This is a genomic window from Vogesella perlucida (genome assembly GCF_979366545.1).
Genome location: NZ_CEETRO010000004.1, coordinates 161961 through 180588, shown reverse-complemented (window position 1 = coordinate 180588; position 18628 = coordinate 161961). Strand labels below are relative to the sequence as shown.

The 18628-nt window shown below is 58.0% G+C and carries 16 protein-coding genes; 2 read left to right on the top strand and 14 right to left on the bottom strand.

Annotation, left to right across the window (positions count from 1 at the left end; translation table 11 throughout):
- Window positions 1-30: 30 nt before the first annotated feature.
- From ACZ9XP_RS07500 to ACZ9XP_RS07485, 4 genes are all read right to left on the bottom strand, one after another.
- Window positions 31-636 carry a thiol:disulfide interchange protein DsbA/DsbL gene (locus tag ACZ9XP_RS07500; protein ID WP_147682550.1) on the bottom strand — a complete coding sequence of 202 codons (606 nt, stop codon included), beginning with the start codon at window positions 634-636 and terminating at the stop codon, window positions 31-33.
- A gap of 15 nt (window positions 637-651) precedes the next feature.
- A complete protein-coding gene (locus tag ACZ9XP_RS07495) occupies window positions 652-1272 on the bottom strand; it encodes an SPOR domain-containing protein (RefSeq protein ID WP_147682549.1) in 621 nt (206 codons plus the stop codon).
- A gap of 114 nt (window positions 1273-1386) precedes the next feature.
- Window positions 1387-2901, bottom strand: a complete 1515-nt coding sequence (locus ACZ9XP_RS07490; RefSeq protein ID WP_147682548.1) for a YifB family Mg chelatase-like AAA ATPase — start codon at window positions 2899-2901, stop codon at window positions 1387-1389.
- A 6-nt stretch (window positions 2902-2907) separates the two neighbouring features.
- Entirely contained in the window at window positions 2908-3180 is a 273-nt protein-coding gene (locus ACZ9XP_RS07485; RefSeq protein WP_147682547.1) for an accessory factor UbiK family protein, read from the bottom strand.
- 248 nt (window positions 3181-3428) lie between these two features.
- Between ACZ9XP_RS07485 and glnK the strand changes: the two genes are divergently transcribed.
- Together glnK and ACZ9XP_RS07475 are read left to right on the top strand one after the other, a co-directional pair.
- Window positions 3429-3767, top strand: coding sequence for a P-II family nitrogen regulator (glnK, locus tag ACZ9XP_RS07480; protein ID WP_017510221.1), 339 nt, complete (start codon window positions 3429-3431; stop codon window positions 3765-3767).
- A gap of 23 nt (window positions 3768-3790) precedes the next feature.
- Window positions 3791-5098 carry an ammonium transporter gene (locus ACZ9XP_RS07475; protein WP_147682546.1) on the top strand — a complete coding sequence of 436 codons (1308 nt, stop codon included), beginning with the start codon at window positions 3791-3793 and terminating at the stop codon, window positions 5096-5098.
- 77 nt (window positions 5099-5175) lie between these two features.
- On the opposite strand, the gene ACZ9XP_RS07470 is transcribed toward ACZ9XP_RS07475, so the two are convergent.
- The 10 genes from ACZ9XP_RS07470 to gltB all read right to left on the bottom strand — a co-directional run bounded on the left by ACZ9XP_RS07470 (window position 5176) and on the right by gltB (window position 18456).
- Window positions 5176-5613 carry a ClpXP protease specificity-enhancing factor gene (locus ACZ9XP_RS07470; RefSeq protein WP_147682545.1) on the bottom strand — a complete coding sequence of 146 codons (438 nt, stop codon included), beginning with the start codon at window positions 5611-5613 and terminating at the stop codon, window positions 5176-5178.
- A gap of 95 nt (window positions 5614-5708) precedes the next feature.
- Window positions 5709-6311: a glutathione S-transferase N-terminal domain-containing protein gene (locus ACZ9XP_RS07465; RefSeq protein ID WP_026108187.1), complete on the bottom strand. Its 603-nt coding sequence runs from the start codon at window positions 6309-6311 to the stop codon at window positions 5709-5711.
- Window positions 6312-6544: 233 nt separating this feature from the next.
- Window positions 6545-7306 (bottom strand): cytochrome c1, encoded by a 762-nt coding sequence (locus ACZ9XP_RS07460; protein ID WP_147682544.1) that lies wholly within the window; start codon window positions 7304-7306, stop codon window positions 6545-6547.
- A 13-nt stretch (window positions 7307-7319) separates the two neighbouring features.
- Window positions 7320-8657 (bottom strand): cytochrome b, encoded by a 1338-nt coding sequence (locus tag ACZ9XP_RS07455; protein WP_147682543.1) that lies wholly within the window; start codon window positions 8655-8657, stop codon window positions 7320-7322.
- 15 nt (window positions 8658-8672) lie between these two features.
- Window positions 8673-9257: a ubiquinol-cytochrome c reductase iron-sulfur subunit gene (gene petA / locus ACZ9XP_RS07450; RefSeq protein ID WP_147682542.1), complete on the bottom strand. Its 585-nt coding sequence runs from the start codon at window positions 9255-9257 to the stop codon at window positions 8673-8675.
- A 125-nt stretch (window positions 9258-9382) separates the two neighbouring features.
- The gene (locus ACZ9XP_RS07445) at window positions 9383-10129 is read right to left on the bottom strand and encodes a Nif3-like dinuclear metal center hexameric protein (protein ID WP_147682541.1); all 747 of its coding nucleotides are present in this window, start codon (window positions 10127-10129) and stop codon (window positions 9383-9385) included.
- A 152-nt stretch (window positions 10130-10281) separates the two neighbouring features.
- On the bottom strand, window positions 10282-11925 hold the full coding sequence (groL, locus tag ACZ9XP_RS07440; RefSeq protein WP_147682540.1) for a chaperonin GroEL: 1644 nt from the start codon (window positions 11923-11925) through the stop codon (window positions 10282-10284).
- A gap of 47 nt (window positions 11926-11972) precedes the next feature.
- Window positions 11973-12260, bottom strand: coding sequence for a co-chaperone GroES (groES, locus tag ACZ9XP_RS07435; protein ID WP_147682539.1), 288 nt, complete (start codon window positions 12258-12260; stop codon window positions 11973-11975).
- A gap of 241 nt (window positions 12261-12501) precedes the next feature.
- A complete protein-coding gene (locus ACZ9XP_RS07430) occupies window positions 12502-13917 on the bottom strand; it encodes an FAD-dependent oxidoreductase (RefSeq protein ID WP_465188224.1) in 1416 nt (471 codons plus the stop codon).
- A gap of 87 nt (window positions 13918-14004) precedes the next feature.
- Window positions 14005-18456 (bottom strand): glutamate synthase large subunit, encoded by a 4452-nt coding sequence (gene gltB / locus ACZ9XP_RS07425; protein ID WP_147682537.1) that lies wholly within the window; start codon window positions 18454-18456, stop codon window positions 14005-14007.
- Window positions 18457-18628 lie beyond the last annotated feature (172 nt).

Sequence of the window (18628 nt, the reverse complement as noted above, 5' to 3'; positions counted from 1 at the left end):
TCGCGGGGCGGCCTGCCACGTCACAGCAGCTTACTTGCCGCGAGCCTTAACGATCAGCTCATCCACCACTTGCAGCAATCGGGCAGGTTCCGCAGCCATCGTCGCATACTTGCCCGCCACTACGATGGTCGGCGTCCCCTGAATAGCGTAGTCGCGGGTCATTTTGCTGGCGCGGCCAACCTGGGCATTGATACCAAAAGATTTATACGTCTGCATGAAGGCAGGCACATTCACGCCAGGCTGTGTGGCAAGCCATTTGGTCAAGGCAGCTTCGTCCGCCAGGTTGATTTTTTGCTCTACCATGGCTTTCAGTGCGGGTGCATGCAGCTTCTCCATGGTTTTCGTCGCATTCACCGTGGCAAACAGCCGCGCAAGTGGCTCCATCTGCGCGCCCCACACAATCTGCTCACGACGGAAGCTCACCGTCGCAGGCAGTTTTTTTGCCCAGGGCGCCAACACTGGCTCCAGATGGAAGCAATGTATGCAGTGATAAGAGAAAAACTCGATCACTTCCACTTTGCCCGGCGTCGCTACTGGCTGGGGCTTGGGCAGGACAACGTAGTCTTTACCCTCTACGATCGCAGCATGGGCAACACCGGTAAGGGTAAACATCAGAGCAAGCAACCACTTCTTCATGACAGGTCTTTCGTCTTATTTGGCGGGTAATTTTACAAGCGATGCATCGACACCTTCCTGACGCAGGCGGGCCTTCAGCGCATCAACATCCTCCTGGCGCTCAAACGGGCCAACACGCACCCGATGCACCAAACCTTTTTCAGGCAAATTCAGCGACTGAATCTTGGCTTCTACACCCATCAATGCCAGCTTTGCCTTCATATTGTCTGCATCACTTTCCGACTGGAAGGCGCCAGCCTGCAAGAACAACCTCGGCGCTTGTGTCGGGGTGGCCGCGTCGGCCGATTTGCCATCTTGCTGAATCGCCTCTTGCTGACCAGGAAGAATCTTGTAGAAGTCGAAACGCTGGCCATCGCTGTCAGCCGGAGCGGGCTTGGGTTGTACCGCCGCAACCGGAGCCGAGGCAGGCGTCACGGCAGGCACGGCAGCAGGCACCGGCGCCGGGGCGGGCACCGGCGCAGTCGTCGTAGCCAGTTTGGCACCGGGCTCCAACAGCTCGGCTGCCGGCAAGGAAGCTTCCTCTTTGCCCTGCATTTTTTCCAGATTGCTGAAAGGCGTAGAAGCACGGTTCAGGTACATGGTCATGCCCACGGCAATGCCCACACCCACAATCAACCCTACCAGTACACCCGTCATCAAACCGCCACCACCTTTGCCTGCTGGCGCACTTCGGCCACCCGAACGGGTAGCATGCTTCAAATCTCTGTTACTCATAAGCCCACTATATTGATTTTAATCTTGCCAAGCTGGTTATTTGCTAGCACCAAAACCGGCCAGCCCTCGCCGGAACTGTACCGCCTGCAAGATATGCTGGCGCGACAGTTCCTGGCTTCCTGCCAGATCTGCCAATGTGCGGGCCACGCGCAAAACACGGTGGTACGCACGAGCAGACAGATCCAGCTTTTCCAGCAGCTGATTCAGCTGCTGCTGTAATGGTGGCGACAACGCGCAGTGCAAGGACAACTCTGCACCGTGCAAGCTGGCATTGCTCTTGCCCTGTCGTTCCCACTGACGCTGTCGCGCAGCATCCACACGCTCGCGCACCGTGGCACTACACTCCCCTTCAGGTAGCGTCTGCAGCTCATCCAGCGACAATGACCCCACCTCTACCATCAGGTCAAACCGGTCCAGCAAAGGGCCCGACAGTTTACCGCGATAGCGTAAAACCTGCTCCGGCGTACAGCGACAAGCTCGCCGTGCGTGGCCCAGGTAACCGCATGGGCAGGGATTCATTGCCGCCAGCAGCTGAAAACGCGCTGGATAACATACCTGGCGCGCGGCACGGGATATATGAATCTCCCCGGTCTCCAGAGGTTCCCTCAGCACCTCCAGGACCTTGCGATCAAACTCCGGCAGCTCATCCAGAAACAGTACACCATGGTGCGCCAAGGTAACCTCGCCAGGGCGAGGATCCGGCCCGCCCCCGACAAGTGCCACAGCCGAAGCCGTATGGTGCGGGTGGCGATAGGGCCTGATGCACCACAAACGCACATCAAACCCCTGACTGCCCAAAGACTGCACCGCAGCACTCTCCAATGCCTCATCCTGGGTCATGGCAGGCAAAATACCGGGCAAGCGTGCGGCCAACATGGATTTCCCCGTACCTGGCGGCCCCTGCATCAGCAGGCTATGCCCGCCTGCCGCAGCCACCTCAAGAGCCAGCTTGGGCAGCCCCTGCCCTTTTACCTCATTCAGGTCGGGATACACCGGCTGGGTAGGCACACTCTGGCGATGGCTGCACAATCTAAGCTGACTAATACCGGCCAGGTGGGCACATACCTCCACCAGGCTATCGGCTGCATAAATTTCAACCCCCTGCACCAATGAGGCTTCTTCTGCACTAATTCTGGGCAGGATAAAGCGCCGTCCACTGCCACGTGCGGCGGCCACCATGGCCAATGCACCACGGACAGGCCTCAGTTCACCGCCAAGGCCCAATTCTCCGGCAAGCTCGTATTGTGGCAAAGCCAGCAAAGGTAGCTGACCATCCGCAGCCAACAAGCCTACGGCAATAGGCAAATCAAAACGGCCCGACTCTTTAGGTAAATCGGCTGGCGCCAGGTTCACCGTAATGCGACGGGCCGGGAAATCAAAGCCGGACTGAATGATCGCTGCCCGCACGCGCTCACGACTCTCCTTCACCTCGGTATCGGGTAAGCCGACCAAGGTAAAGGCGGGCAGGCCATTCGCCAGATGCACTTCGACAGCGACTTCCTGTGCACTGACGCCGGCAAGCGCGCGGCTCAGACAGACCGCGAGCGACATACAGATCTAGAGAGGCTCTGCCGGTGCATCCGTACTGGCAGGCGCGGCACTCTGGGCTTCCAGCGCAATCAGGCGGCGCTCCAGCGCTGTCAACTGGGCACGCGTCTGCGCCAGTACTTCCTGCTGGATATCAAACTCCTCGCGGGTCACCAGATCCATACGGCTGAACGTGGCAGCCATCATGGCTTTGACGTTTTTTTCCAGATCTTTTGCCGGACTGGCAGCGATGGTTTCGGAGATTTTGTTGCTGATTTCGTCGAACAGTTTCTGGCTAAGCATGATGGCGCCTTGACTTTGGCATGATGAATGCTGGGCAGTTTAGCAAAAAGCGCCCTCCCCTGCATAAGCGCAAACGCACCATTAACGGGCAAGCAGCACACAGACCCAACGACACTGTAAGAATATATCGAATACAAAAACAGAAACCGCTGCAATTACTTGAAATATAAAACAAATACGATTCTGGCACAGTTCATGCATAGGCAAATTTGTCACACTCACTCATTACTGAGCACCAAGGAGCCAACATGAAACTGGTCAGCGCCATTATCAAGCCCTTCAAGCTTGACGAAGTCCGTGAAGCCCTTTCCGCCATCGGCGTGCAAGGTATTACCGTTACCGAAGTGAAAGGTTTTGGTCGCCAGAAAGGCCATACCGAGCTGTACCGTGGTGCAGAGTATGTGGTGGATTTTCTGCCCAAGGTAAAACTGGAGATCGCCATCAGCAATGAACAGCTGGATCAGGTGGTGGAAGCTATTGAAACGGCAGCCCGCACTGGCAAGATCGGCGATGGCAAGATCTTTGTATACGACCTGGAGCAAGTGGTTCGTATCCGTACCGGTGAAACTGGCGCAGATGCCGTTTAAGCCTTAGCTGAAAGGACAAGAAAATGAGCAAGAAACTACTCTCGCTAGCGGCACTCGGTGCGCTGTGTACAGCCTTCCCGGCGCTGGCCGATGGGGCCCCTACCCTGGTAGAAACCAAAGTCATCAGCGCGGGTGATACCGCCTGGATGATGACCTCCACCGCGCTGGTACTGTTCATGACCATCCCTGGTCTGGCGCTGTTCTACGCCGGCATGGTGCGAAAGAAAAACGTACTGGCTACCCTGATGCAAAGCTTTGCCATTTGTGCGCTGATGACCGTACTGTGGACTGTAGTCGGTTATAGCCTGGCCTTCACTCCCGGCAACAGCCTGATTGGTGGCCTGGACCGCATCCTGCTGGACGGCATGCTCTTTCTGAAAGACGAAGGCAAACTGACCGTTCACCCGTTGGCAGGTACCATTCCGGAAGCGGTATTCATGATCTTCCAGATGACCTTTGCCATCATCACCCCGGCGCTGATTACCGGTGCGTTTGCCGAACGCATGAAATTCTCCACCATGCTGGTCTTCATGGCGCTGTGGTCTCTGCTGGTTTATGTGCCGGTTGCGCACTGGGTATGGGCACCTGGCGGCTGGATGTTTGACCATGGCGTGCTGGACTTTGCCGGTGGTACCGTTGTACACATTAACGCAGGTATTGCTGGCTTGGTAGCTGCGCTGGTACTGGGCAAACGTGTCGGTTTTGGCCGCGAAGCCATGCCCCCGCACAATCTGGTTCTGACGCTGGTCGGCGCTTCCATGCTGTGGGTTGGCTGGTTCGGTTTCAACGCCGGCTCCGCAGTTGCTGCGGATGGCCGTGCCGCCATGGCCATGGTGGTCACCCAGGTTGCTACTGGTATGGCTGCCCTGTCGTGGATGGCGGCTGAATGGATCGCCAAAGGCAAACCTTCGGTACTGGGCATCGTATCGGGTGCTGTTGCTGGCCTCGTTGCCATCACCCCTGCTGCCGGTTTTGTGGATGCCAAGGGCGCGCTGGCCATTGGCCTGATCTCTGGTGCCGTCTGCTACTGGAGCGCCACCTCGCTGAAACACATGCTGAAGTACGATGACTCGCTGGATGCGTTTGGCGTACACGGCGTAGGCGGTATCATTGGCGCGCTACTGACCGGCATCTTTGCTGTAAAAGAAATCGGTGGTGTAGAAGGCAACCTGATGACCCAAGCCATTGGCGTAGGTGCTACTGTTGTGTATTGCGCCATTGTCACCTACATCCTGCTGAAACTGCTGGATGTGGTAATGGGGCTGCGTGTGACCGAAGAGGAAGAACGCGAAGGCCTGGATGTTGTCCTGCACGGCGAGCGTGTAGAGTAAGTAGCACCGCCAAGCCACTGGCTTGGCCGCAAAAAAACCGCCCAGCTAACCGGGCGGTTTTTTCATGGGCCTACCGTCTAGCTACGGCGCCCGGGAAAAGTAATGATCTTGGCACCCTGGGGTTCAGCATCCCGCGTCGTTTCAGGAGCAGCCACCTCGATGGGCGCGGCTGGTACTGCGGATGGGCGTACTGGCGCATCGGCAAGCTTTTCTAGCTCGAAACCCATCCCCTCGCCAGAGTCACGTGAAAAAATGGAGAGCACATTGCCAACCGGCACCCAGATTTCACGCGATATACCGCCAAAACGCGCCGAGAATGAAATCCAGTCGTTCTCGATATTTAGGCCCTGCGTTGCCCCGTAGCCAACATTCAGAACGATCTCGTTGTTTTTCACAAACTCCATCGGCACCTGTACGTTCTCATCGACCCACACCACCATATAGGGTGTCTGCCCCTGATCGGTACACCACTGGTGGATGGCACGAATCAGATAAGGCCTGGTACTGGTTGTCATGTGGGAACTCCTCTACTGGCAAGATGAAAACAGGCCAGCCTGACACCGGGCAGCAAAACTGCCAAAGTGCCCAGCTGGCCTGCCGGGTAGCGCGATTACTTGCGCATGGCCTTTTCTGCAGGCGTCAGCGAATCGATAAACGACTGACGCTGGAACAGGCGCTCGGCATACTTCAGGATTGGGGCCGCATTTTTGCCCAGATCTACGCCGTAGTGCTCCAGGCGCCACATCAGCGGGGCAATGGCCACGTCGATCATGGAGAACTCGTCACCCAGCATGAACTTTTGCTTGGCAAAAATCGGGGCAATCGTCACCAGGCCATCACGAATGGCTTCGCGTGCCTTGTTGGCTTCTTTGCCGCTGGCACCGTTTTCCAGTGTTTTCACGTGTACAAACAGCTCTTGTTCGAAACGGAACAAGAACAAACGGGCGCGGGCGCGCATTACCGGGTCTGCAGGCATCAGCTGCGGGTGCGGGAAACGCTCGTCGATGTATTCGTTGATGATGTTGGATTCATGAAGAATCAGGTCGCGCTCCACCAGCACCGGAACCTCGTTATACGGGTTCATCACGGCCAGATCTTCAGGCTTGTTGTGAATATCCACATCAATGATCTCGAAGTCCATGCCCTTCTCGAACAACACGATGCGACAGCGTTGGCTGAAAGGACAAGTACTACCAGAGTAAAGGGTCATCATGAGGCATTCATTCCTTAAACAGGCTTGTTGATCAAATAACGGGCAATTCTAGCACCTTTGACCTGCCACTTTCCACAAAAGTTGCATAAGTCAATGAATACAAAGAGAAAATAACCATACCACACAAAGTGAAAAACCGGGAAATCCATGTATCTGTCACCCAGTAAAAAACCCCCTTCGCTAGCGAAGGGGGTTTTACCGGCAGCATCAAGCCGCCCCACTCGGCACATGGCCTAGTGGATGTCTTTCCAGTATTCCTTCTTCAGGAAGTAGGCGAAAGGCAGCAGCAGAAGGAACAGATACAGCAGCACGGTGTAACCCACCTGATGACGCTTCACCTGCACCGGCTCGCCGATGTAGACCAGGAAGTTGGTCAGGTCGGCCATGCGCTTGTCAAACTCGGCAGTATTAGCCTTGCCGTTTTCCAGCTTGGTCAGCGTACCGGCTTTCACCAGTTCCAGCTTGTGCTCCTCGTGACCGTCTGCGCCTTTATGGGTACGCAGCTCTTGCTCGCCTTGCCATTCCCACAGAATGTGCGGCATGCCAACCTTGTCGAATACCAGGTTGTTCCAGCCGGTTGGGCGGCTAGGATCACGATAGAAGCCACGCAGGTAACCGTACAGGTAGTCGGCACCACGCGAGCGCGCAATCACGGACAAGTCCGGTGGAGTTGCGCCAAACCAGGCCTTGGCATCTTTCTTGTCCATGGCTACGTTCATTTGATCACCGATTTTGTCGGTAGTGAACATCAGGTTGGACTTGATCTGGTCTTCGGAAAGGCCGATGTCAGTCAGACGGTTGTAGCGCATGGCGCTAGCCGAATGGCAAGACAGGCAGTAGTTCACAAAGGTCTGTGCGCCACGCTGCAGGCTTTCGGTATCCTGGATATTGATGGGTGCTTTTTCCAGGGCAGGGCCTTCGGACGCAGCAAACGCACCAACAGCAGGAACCATGAGGGCTACGGCGGCAACCAGTTGACGGATAGTCTTGTTCATAGTGCCCCCTTTATCAGATGAATTTTGCAAACAGGGTAGCGGCCACCAGCGTTGCTACCACCAGTACTACAAAGCGTACCTGGCGAGCCGGAGTGCTCATGGTCACACGGGTCGGAACCGGTGTGCTGCCCACGTCGTTCTTGGTATAGAACGGCATGCCCAGGAAGAACGCAAAGTAGATGATGGAGAACAGCTGAGCCACGATAGTACGCAGGTTGGTAGACGGCAGCGCACCCAGAATACCCAGACCGATAAAGGCGGTAATGAACAGGGTCAGCATGATCTTGAACTTCGGACCACGATAACGGATCGACTTCACCGGGGATTTATCCAGCCACGGCAGGAAGGCGATCAGTACCACGGCAGCGCCCATCGCCAGTACGCCCCATACCTGGGTACCGGCAAACGACGGTACGGCACGCAGGATGGCGTAGAACGGGGTGAAGTACCATACCGGTGCAATGTGCGCCGGAGTCTTCAGCGGGTCAGCCTGGTCAAAGTTCGGATGCTCCAGGAAGTAACCACCCATTTCCGGTGCAAAGAACACGATAGCCGAGAACACGATCAGGAAGACTGCTACACCCAGCACGTCTTTTACGGTGTAGTAAGGGTGGAACGGAATGCCATCCAGTGGTTTGCCGTCTTCACCTTTCAGCTTCTTGATTTCCACGCCGTCCGGGTTGTTGGAACCCACTTCGTGCAGGGCGATCAGGTGGGCTACCACCAGTGCCAGCAGAATCAGCGGTACCGCAATCACGTGCAGGGCAAAGAAGCGGTTCAGGGTTGCATCGCCCACCACGAAGTCGCCACGGATGAATACAGACAGATCCGGGCCGATCACGGGGATGGAAGCAAACAGGTTAACAATCACCTGTGCGCCCCAGAACGACATCTGACCCCATGGCAGCAGGTAGCCCATAAAGGCTTCGGCCATCAGCACCAGGAAAATCAGGGTACCGAATACCCATACCAGTTCGCGAGGCTGCTTGTAGGAACCGTAGATCACGCCACGGAACATATGCAGGTAAACCACGACAAAGAACATGGATGCGCCGGTAGAGTGCATGTAGCGGATGATCCAGCCACCTGCCACATCACGCATGATGTATTCCACCGAAGCAAACGCCACCGGAATGCCAGCGCCATTCAGCGTGCCATCCGGCTTGTAGTTCATGGTGAGGAAAATACCGGTAACGATCTGGATCACCAGCACCAGCAGTGCCAGGGAACCAAAGAAGTACCAGAAGTTAAAGTTTTTGGGGGCGTAGTACTCGGTGACGTGCTCTTTCATCATCGAGGACAGCGGGAAACGCTCATCCACCCAATTGAGGATTTTTTGGCCAGTGCTCATGTATTTTCCCCTCGCTTACTTGTCATCGCCGATCAGCAGCGTGGTATCGGTCAGGTACTTGTGCGGCGGGATTTCCATGTTCTTGGGCGCCGGCACACCGTTGTAGACACGGGCAGCCAAGTCAAACTTGGAGCCATGGCATGGACAGTAGAAACCGCCAACCCATTTCGGGCCCAGGTCGGCAGGCGCCAGATCCGGGCGGTGGGTCGGAGAACAGCCCAGGTGCGTACAGATACCCACTGCTACCAGTACTTCCGGCTTGATGGAGCGGGTCGCGTTCTGGCAGTACGCCGGTTGCTGCGGCGCTTCCGATTTCGGGTCCAGCAGATCACCTTCGATAGTCGACAGGTTTTTCAGCTGCTCAGGTGTACGGGACAGAACCCATACCGGCTTGCCACGCCATTCGACGTTGATCTTCTGGCCCGGCTCCAGCTTGCTGATGTCCACTTCTACTGGCGCACCTGCAGCCTTGGCACGCTCAGAAGGTGCAAAGCTCATCAAAAACGGGACAGCCACACCGGCTGCCGCCACACCACCAACCGCGCTGGTGGCCACCGTCAGAAAACGACGGCGCCCCGCATCAACGTGTTGTTCACTCATTACAGTCATCCTCAAACGTGGAAACCGAGCTATAAACTTGAAACTTTACAATTCTACCCGATTCCATGAGGGAACTTGAAGCGCATATGCGACAAATCGCCTCATTGACAACAGGGGCTTAGTTTTCAAACCGGGTTAAAGAGATCGATAAATTGCACATCCAGGGCAAAATCGTTCGCCAGCCACTCGCCTAGCGCCTTCACGCCATAGCGTTCGGTGGCGTGATGGCCCGCCGCGATGAAGCTTACGCCTGTTTCATTAGCCAAATGCTGATTTTGCTCAGACACTTCGCCAGTAATGAACACATCCACGCCCAAAGCGATGGCTTGTTCGAAATAACCCTGCGCCCCACCGGTACACCAGGCCACGCGCTGCACGCTACGCGCCTTGTCCCCTAGTAACAAGGCTTCCCGCCCCAGGCTGCGGCCAACGTGTGCGCTCAGCGCCTCCGCCGTCAGGCGCTGGGGGAGCTCGCCGGTCCAGATCAATGGTTCGGTCAGCGACGGCGCCGCATTCTGCATACCCAACACCTGGCCCAGCTGGGCGTTATTGCCCAGCGCCGGGTGTGCATCCAGCGGCAGGTGGTAGGCAAACAGGTTGATGTTGCTATGCAGCAACGCCGCGATACGCTGGCGCTTAATACCGGTAATGGCTGCCGCCTCGCTTTTCCAGAAATAACCGTGGTGCACCAGAATGGCATCGGCTTGCAAGCGGATAGCTTCATCAATCAACGCTTGCGATGCGGTGACGCCGGTGACCACACGGCGGATCTCGTCGCAGCCTTCTACTTGCAGACCGTTGGGGGCATAGTCCTTGAAGCGCCATGGCTCCAGCTTGCCGTCCAGCGCCTTGAGCAAATCTGATCGTTTCATGTTGACGCTCCACAAGATAAAGCCGGCATTGTGCCAGACTGAGCGGGCAAAACAATGCGGCCAACCCGGTGACAGGTTGGCCGCATTGTTTTGCCGCATAGAAAAACCCCGCGCCGTGGCGCGGGGTTCAGGCTTCGCAGGGGCGAGGCAGCTTACATCATGCCGCCCATGCCACCCATACCACCCATGCCGCTCATGTCTGGCATGGCAGGCTTGTCTTCCGGCAGCTCGGCTACCATGCAGTCGGTGGTCAGCATCAGGCCAGCTACAGAAGCGGCGTGTTGCAGCGCGGAGCGGGTAACTTTGGCTGGATCCAGTACACCCATTTCCAGCATGTCGCCGTATTCGCCAGTGGCAGCGTTGTAACCGAAGTTACCTTTGCCTTCCAGCACCTTGTTCACTACCACGGATGGCTCGTCACCGGCGTTCTGCACGATCTGGCGCAGCGGGGCTTCGATGGCTTTCAGCACGATCTTCACGCCAGCAGCCTGGTCGGCGTTGGCAGTTTCCAGATCGGCCAGGGTAGAACGAGCGCGCAGCAGGGCCACACCACCACCAGGTACCACGCCTTCTTCCACTGCCGCACGGGTAGCGTGCAGCGCGTCTTCCACGCGGGCTTTCTTCTCTTTCATTTCCACTTCGGTCGCAGCGCCAACCTTGATCACGGCAACACCGCCGGCCAGCTTGGCCACGCGCTCTTGCAGTTTTTCACGATCGTAGTCGGAAGTGGCGGCTTCGATTTGCTGACGGATCTCGGCAACACGCGCCTGGATCAGTGCGGCATCGCCTGCGCCATCGATGATGGTGGAGTTTTCTTTACCCACTTCAACACGCTTGGCTTGGCCCAGCATGTCCAGGGTCACTTTTTCCAGGGTCAGGCCCACTTCTTCTGCAATCACGGTGCCGCCGGTCAGGGTAGCGATGTCTTGCAGCATGGCCTTGCGACGGTCGCCAAAGCCCGGGGCTTTCACGGCAACGACTTTCAGGATGCCACGGATGGTGTTCACTACCAGGGTAGCCAGCGCTTCGCCTTCTACGTCTTCAGCAATGATCAGCAGCGGGCGGCCGGACTTGGCGACTTGCTCCAGTACAGGCAGCAGGTCGCGGATGTTGGAGATTTTCTTGTCGAACAGCAGGATGAACGGATTATCCAGTGCGGCAATCTGTTTTTCCTGGTTGTTGATGAAGTATGGGGACAGGTAGCCGCGGTCGAACTGCATGCCTTCTACCACATCCAGCTCGTTTTGCAGCGATTTGCCGTCTTCAACGGTGATCACGCCTTCTTTGCCGACTTTTTCCATTGCGGTAGCAATGATTTCGCCGATATCGCTATCGGAGTTGGCGGAGATGGAGCCTACCTGGGCGATTTCCTTGGTGGTGGCGCAAGGCTTGGCGATCTTGGCGATCTCGCCTACCAGCGAGATAACGGCTTTGTCGATGCCGCGCTTCAGGTCCATCGGGTTCATGCCGGCAGTCACGAACTTCATGCCTTCGTGCACGATAGCTTGGGCCAGTACGGTAGCGGTGGTGGTACCGTCACCGGCAACGTCGGAAGTCTTGGAAGCGACTTCTTTCACCATCTGGGCGCCCATGTTTTCGAACTTGTCTTTCAATTCGATTTCTTTGGCCACGGATACGCCATCCTTGGTGATGGTCGGGGCGCCGAACGAGCGGTCCAGCACCACGTTGCGGCCTTTCGGGCCCAGGGTCACTTTAACGGCGTCAGCCAGAATGTTGACACCCACTACCATTTTTGCGCGGGCGGAATCGCCGAAGCGTACGTCTTTAGCTGCCATGCTTGAAATTCTCCAGAATCAGTTTGATAAGAGGGATGCGGCCCGGATTACTCAACGATGCCCATCACGTCTTCCTCGCGCATAACGAGGAGCTCATCACCGTCAACCTTGACGGTTTGGCCGGAATACTTGCCGAAGATAACCTTGTCGCCAACTTTCAGCTCCAGCGCACGGCGTTCGCCGTTTTCCAGGATCTTGCCGTTGCCTACGGCAACCACTTCACCCATGTCTGGTTTTTCAGCTGCGGCGCCCGGCAGAACGATGCCGGAGGCGGTTTTTTCTTCAGCCTCGAGGCGCTTGATAACAACACGATCGTGCAGAGGACGAATTGCCATTTGACTCTCCTAATAGCAGTGGCTGTTGAAAGATGATTACCTATCAATTCAGCGATAGCGGACAGGTGCATTAGCACTCTGCCCTGACGAGTGCTAATCATAGGGACGGCATAGCCGCTTTTCAAGAGGGGGTGCCGCAAGATTTTGTCAGCGGCATGGTGCTGGCATGGCCCTGACAAACGAAAAACCCCTCTTGCCAGGCAAGAGGGGTTGGGTAATACAGCGCGAAGCCGCGCAGGGCTTACCAGACTTGCAGGTAGGACAGCATGCCTTCTGCGGCCTGACGGCCTTCGAATACCGCGCGCACCACCAGATCGGCACCGCGCACCTGGTCGCCACCGGCGAAGATTTTCGGGTTGCTGGTCTGGTGCTTGAAGTGGCCATTGGCCGGGGCCACGGTACGGCCCTGTGCATTGCTGGCAATGCCCTGGCGCTCGAACCAGCTGGCAGCTTCTACCTGGAAGCCGAAGGCGACGATGACGTGGTCGCACTCGATCACTTCTTCGCTGCCAGGCACGATTTCGGCATTACGACGGCCTTTAGCGTCTGGCGCACCCAGGCGGGTTTCGGCCAGTTTCAGGCGCAAGCTGCCATCGGCGGCCTGCTCTACGCCCATAGGCTGGCGGTTCCACAGGAACGCCACGCCCTCTTCCTTGGCGTTGGCCACCTCGCGCTTGGAACCCGGCATATTGGCCTCGTCACGGCGATAGGCGCAGATCACCTTGCTGGCGCCCTGGCGGATGGAGGTGCGGTTGCAGTCCATGGCGGTGTCACCACCACCCAGCACCACTACACGCTTGCCCGCCATGGACAGCGGTGCATCGCCAGCTGGCAGGGTATCCAGGCACTGGCGCACGTTGTTGATCAGGAACGGTAGCGCTTCCAGTACGCCCGGCAGGTTTTCACCTTCAAACCCGCCCTTCATGTACTTGTAGGCGCCCATGCCCATGAATACGGCGTCGTACTGCGCCAGCAGGTCTTCGATTTCCACATCGCGGCCGATTTCGGTATTGAGGCGGAACTCGACGCCCATGCCTTCCATGATCTCGCGGCGACGCTTCACCACGCTCTTTTCCAGCTTGAACTCGGGGATGCCGAAGGTGAGCAGGCCGCCGATTTCTTCGTAGCGGTCAAACACCACCGGGCGCACGCCATTGCGTACCAGCACGTCGGCACAGGCCAAGCCAGCCGGGCCGGCGCCGATGATGGCCACTTTTTTGTCAGTCCACACCACTTTGGACATATCCGGGCGCCAGCCGGCTTTGTAGGCTTCATCGGTGATGAATTTTTCTACACTACCGATGGTCACGGCGCCAAAGCCACCCTGCTCCAGCGTGCACGCGCCTTCGCACAAACGGTCTTGCGGGCACACGCGGCCGCAGATTTCCGGCAGGCTATTGGTCTTGTGCGACATCTCGGCCGCCTCAAACAGCTTGCCTTCCTTCACCAGCTTCAGCCAGTTGGGGATGTAGTTGTGCACCGGGCATTCCCACTCGCAGTAGGGGTTGCCACAGGACAGGCAGCGGCCTGCCTGCTCACCCGCGTCTACCGCGTGCAGCGGGGTATAAATCTCTTTGAATTCGATCTTGCGCACGGCAACTTCTACTTTGTCGCCCGGGTTGCGCGAGAGCTTCATGAACTGGAAAACGTCACCCATGATCACTTGTCCTTTGCCCCTGCGGCCAACGTTGGCCGCAAGGTGCTTTTATTGCTATCAAGGGGCGGACCAACCCGCCCGTCCCTATCAGTCTTTCAGCAGGCTTTCCAGCTTGGCCGCTTTAGGCTTCACCAGCCAGAAGTAGTCGACGTAATCGTCGAAGTTCTCCAGCATGGCGCGGCCGGTTTCCGAGCCGGTCAGCTCCACGTGCTTGGCGATTTTCTCCAGCAGGTAGGCGCGGTACATGCCCATCGCTTCACCGTTGATCAGGTTGATATCCACCAGCTCGTTGTTGAAACGGTAGGCAAACTTCTCGGCACGGTCGTACACGAAGGCAAAGCCCCCGGTCATGCCGGCACCAAAGTTGTAGCCTGTCTCGCCCAGCACAATCACGCTACCGCCGGTCATGTATTCGCAGCAGTGGTCGCCCGCGCCTTCGATCACCGCCAGGGCGCCGGAGTTACGCACGGCAAAGCGCTCGCCCGCCACACCCGCTGCAAACAGCTGGCCACCGGTGGCGCCGTACAGGCAGGTGTTACCGATGATGATGGACTCGTCCGACTGGTACGCAGCGCCTTTTGGCGGGTAGATGGTCACGCGGCCACCCGCCATGCCTTTGCCCACGTAGTCGTTGGCATCGCCTTCCAGCTCCAGGTGCAGGCCCGGCGCGTTCCACACGCCAAAGCTCTGGCCGGCGGAGCCGGTGAACTTCACCTTGAGGCAGCCAAACGGCAGACCGGCTGCACCGTGTACACGGGCGATTTCGCCAGACAGGCGGGCGCCAATGGAGCGGTGAATGTTCTCGATCGGGTAGTTCAACTCCAGCATCTGCTTGTTGTTGATCGCCGGCAGTGCATCTACCAGGATCTGCTCGGCCAGCTCGCCCTTGTCGAAGGACGGGTTGGAGTCGCTCACGCAGAAGCGTGGCACGCTGTCCGGCACGGTGCCTTGCGACAGCAGCGGCGACAGGTCCAGACGCTGCTGCTTGCTGGTCTTGCCGTCCTGCAGGGTGAGCATCTCCATGCGGCCGATCAGCTCTTCCATATTGCGCACGCCCAGCTTGGCCATCCACTCGCGGGTTTCCTGTGCGATGAACAGGAAGTAGTTCATCACCATTTCCGGCAGACCGATGAAGTACTTGGAACGCAGCTTCACTTCCTGGGTGGCCACGCCGGTGGCGCAGTTATTCAGGTGGCAGATACGCAGGAACTTGCAGCCCAGCGCGACCATCGGGCCGGTACCAAAGCCGAAGCTCTCGGCACCCATGATGGCCGCCTTGATCACGTCCAAGCCGGTTTTCAGACCACCGTCGGTTTGTACCCGTACGCGGCCGCGCAGGCCGTTGGCACGCAGTACCTGCTGTGCCTCGGTCAGGCCCAGCTCCCACGGGCTACCGGCGTATTTCACGCTGGTTAGCGGGCTGGCACCGGTACCACCGTCGTAACCGGAGATGGTAATCAGGTCGGCATAGGCCTTGGCCACACCGGCGGCAATGGTGCCCACGCCTGGCTCGGCCACCAGTTTTACCGACACCAGCGCTTTAGGGTTCACTTGCTTCAAATCGAAAATCAGCTGGGCCAGATCTTCGATGGAGTAAATATCGTGGTGCGGCGGCGGCGAGATCAGGCTGATACCTGGCTTGGAGCAACGCAGCTTGGCAATCAGCGGGGACACTTTGTCGCCCGGTAGTTGGCCGCCTTCGCCTGGTTTGGCACCCTGGGCTACCTTGATCTGCAGTACCTCGGCGTTCACCAGATAGTGCGGCGTTACGCCGAAACGGCCGGACGCCACCTGCTTGATCTTGGACATCTTCTCGGTGCCGTAACGCGCCGGGTCTTCGCCACCTTCGCCGGAGTTCGAGCGGCCACCCAGGCGGTTCATGGCGGTCGCCATGGCTTCGTGCGCTTCTGGCGACAGCGCGCCCAGCGACATACCGGCAGAGTCAAAGCGCTTGAGGATGCTTTCCACCGGCTCTACTTCGTCGATGGCAATCGGTGTCACGCCTTCAAAATTCAGCTGCATCAGGTCGCGGAACATGGCCACAGGGCGGGTGTTCACCAGCTCGGCGTACTGTTTGTAAGCGTCGTAGTCGGTGTTCTGTACCGCTTTTTGCAGCGTCATCACCACGTCCGGGTTGTAGGCGTGGTATTCCTCACCGTGCACGTATTTCAGCAGGCCACCGTGGGTCACCGGGCGCATCGGGTTGAATGCCAGGCGCGACAGCAGCTTCTGGTCTTCTTCGAAGTCCTCGAAGCTGGCGCCGGAAATACGCGACACCGTCCCCTTCAGGCACAGCTTCACCAGGTCTTCATGCAAGCCGATGCCTTCGAACAACTGGGCACCACGGTAGCTGGCGATGGTGGAAATACCCATCTTGGACAGCACTTTCATCAGGCCCTTGTTGATGCCTTTGCGATAATGCTGCAGCGCCTCGTTCACGCGCAGGCTCACGTCACCGGTGGCCACCAGGTCCACGATAGTCTGGTAAGCCAGGTACGGGTAAACGGCGGTCGCACCGTAGCCCAGCAGACAGGCCATCTGGTGCGGGTCACGCACGGTGCCGGTTTCGGCAATGATGTTGGACTTGCAGCGCAGGCCGGCGTCGATCAGCGCGTGATGCACCGCGCCAACGGCAAACAGTGCCGGGATCGGCAGGCGGTTGGCCGCAATGGTGCGGTCGGACAGCACCACAATAACGGTACCTTCCTGTACAGCTTCCACCACGTGCGCGGCCAGGCGCTCGATGGCCTGTTGCAGTGTGCGTTCAGCCGGGTCGAAACACAGGTCGAAAGTGGTGGCTTTAAGGTACGGCTCGGTACGCGTGGTGATGCGGATGAACTTCTCGCGCGACAACACCGGGCTGCGCACTTCCAGGCGCTTGGCGTGCTCGGCGGTTTCCTCGAACATATTGCGCTCGGGGCCGAATACGGTGTTCAGCGACATCACGATGGCTTCGCGGATCGGGTCGATCGGCGGGTTGGTCACCTGGGCAAACTGCTGGCGCAGGTAGTCAAACGGCGAACGTACCTTCTGGCTGAGCACGGCCATCGGGGTGTCATCGCCCATGGAGCCCACGGCTTCCTGGCCGTCTTCTGCCAGCACGCGCAGGATCTGGTCGCGCTCTTCAAAGCTGATGTTGAACAGCTTCTGGTAGGTCAGCAGCTGGTCTTTCGGCCACGCTTCCAGACCGGCATCGTCCTCGATGGACAGCTCCAGGCGCGAGCCGGCGTCCTTGATCCACTGGCGGTACGGTTTGGCCGACTTCAGCTGTGCATCGATGTCTTCCGGGTACAGGATCTCGCCGGTTTGCAGGTCGGCAGCAAACAGCTGGCCCGGCTTCACGCGGCCTTTTTTCACCACGTCTTCCGGCTTGTAGTCCCAGACGCCCACTTCGGAAGCGATGGTAAGGATATTGTCTTTGGTCAGCACCCAGCGCGCCGGGCGCAGGCCGTTACGGTCCAGCATACAGCCGGCGTAGCGGCCGTCGGTCAGTACGATACCGGCCGGGCCGTCCCAGGGCTCCATGTGCATGGAGTTGAATTCGTAGAAGGCACGCAGGTCTTTATCGGTGGAGTCCACGTTCTGCCATGCCGGCGGCACCAACAGGCGCAGCGCACGGAATAGCGGAATGCCGCCCATCAGCAGGCCTTCCAGCATATTGTCCAGGCTCATGGAGTCGGAGCCGTCGGTTTGCACGATAGGGCGAATGGCGTCCATATCGATGTGCGGCGAGGTCATGATGCGTTCGCGCGCACGGGCCCAGTTGCGGTTACCCTGAACGGTGTTGATCTCGCCGTTGTGCGCCAGGAAGCGGAACGGCTGCGCCAGCTTCCACTGCGGCCAGGTATTGGTGGAGAAGCGCTGATGGAATACCGCCAGGCTGGACTCGAAACGCGGGTCGGACAAGTCCAGATAGAACTTGTGCAGGTTATCCGGCGTGACCAGGCCCTTGTAAGACAGGGTGTGCGGCGACAGCGTCGGCAGATAAAAATAAGGGTCGTCTGCCTTGTTGGCTTTTTCAGCCTGGCGACGACCCATATACAGGCGGCGTTGGAACGACAGCTCGTCCATGCCGAAGGGGCAGTTTACAAATACCTGGTAGAAGCTAGGCAACGATGCCATGGCCTGCTCGCCACAGGCGCCGATATCGATAGGCACCTCGCGGAAGCCGGCCACCTCCAGGCCCTGGGCTTCCAGGAATTCTTTCAGCCGGTTGCGGCTACGCTCGCCCTGGGCGGCATCCGGGTGGGCAAACACCAGGCCTGCGGCGTACACTGCCTTCAAGGCAAAACCGGCTTCGGCGGCGACTTCACGCAGAAAGCCGTCCGGCTTGCGGAACAGCAAGCCACAGCCGTCACCCGATTTGCCATCGGCAGCGACCGCGCCGCGGTGGGTGAGTTTGGCCAAGGATGATATGGCGGTATTGACCAGCCAGTGCGAAGGCTTGTCGTCCAGTTGGGCGATCAGGCCGAAACCACAGCTGTCTTGTTCGAAATCCGGGCTGTATAAAGTGCCCTCCAGCCAGCGCTGTCTGTCCATCTTTTGTCCCTGCTTATAATGTGATGCGAATGTTTCGATTCTAAGGTCAAGAATGCTGACCCTGCAACCGCTTTTTGTGCGACGCATTATCATTTAATAAACAAAGACTTATTGTAATTTTACCACTACAGAATACGGGATTACCCGCACGTCACTTTACAATTTAGAGACA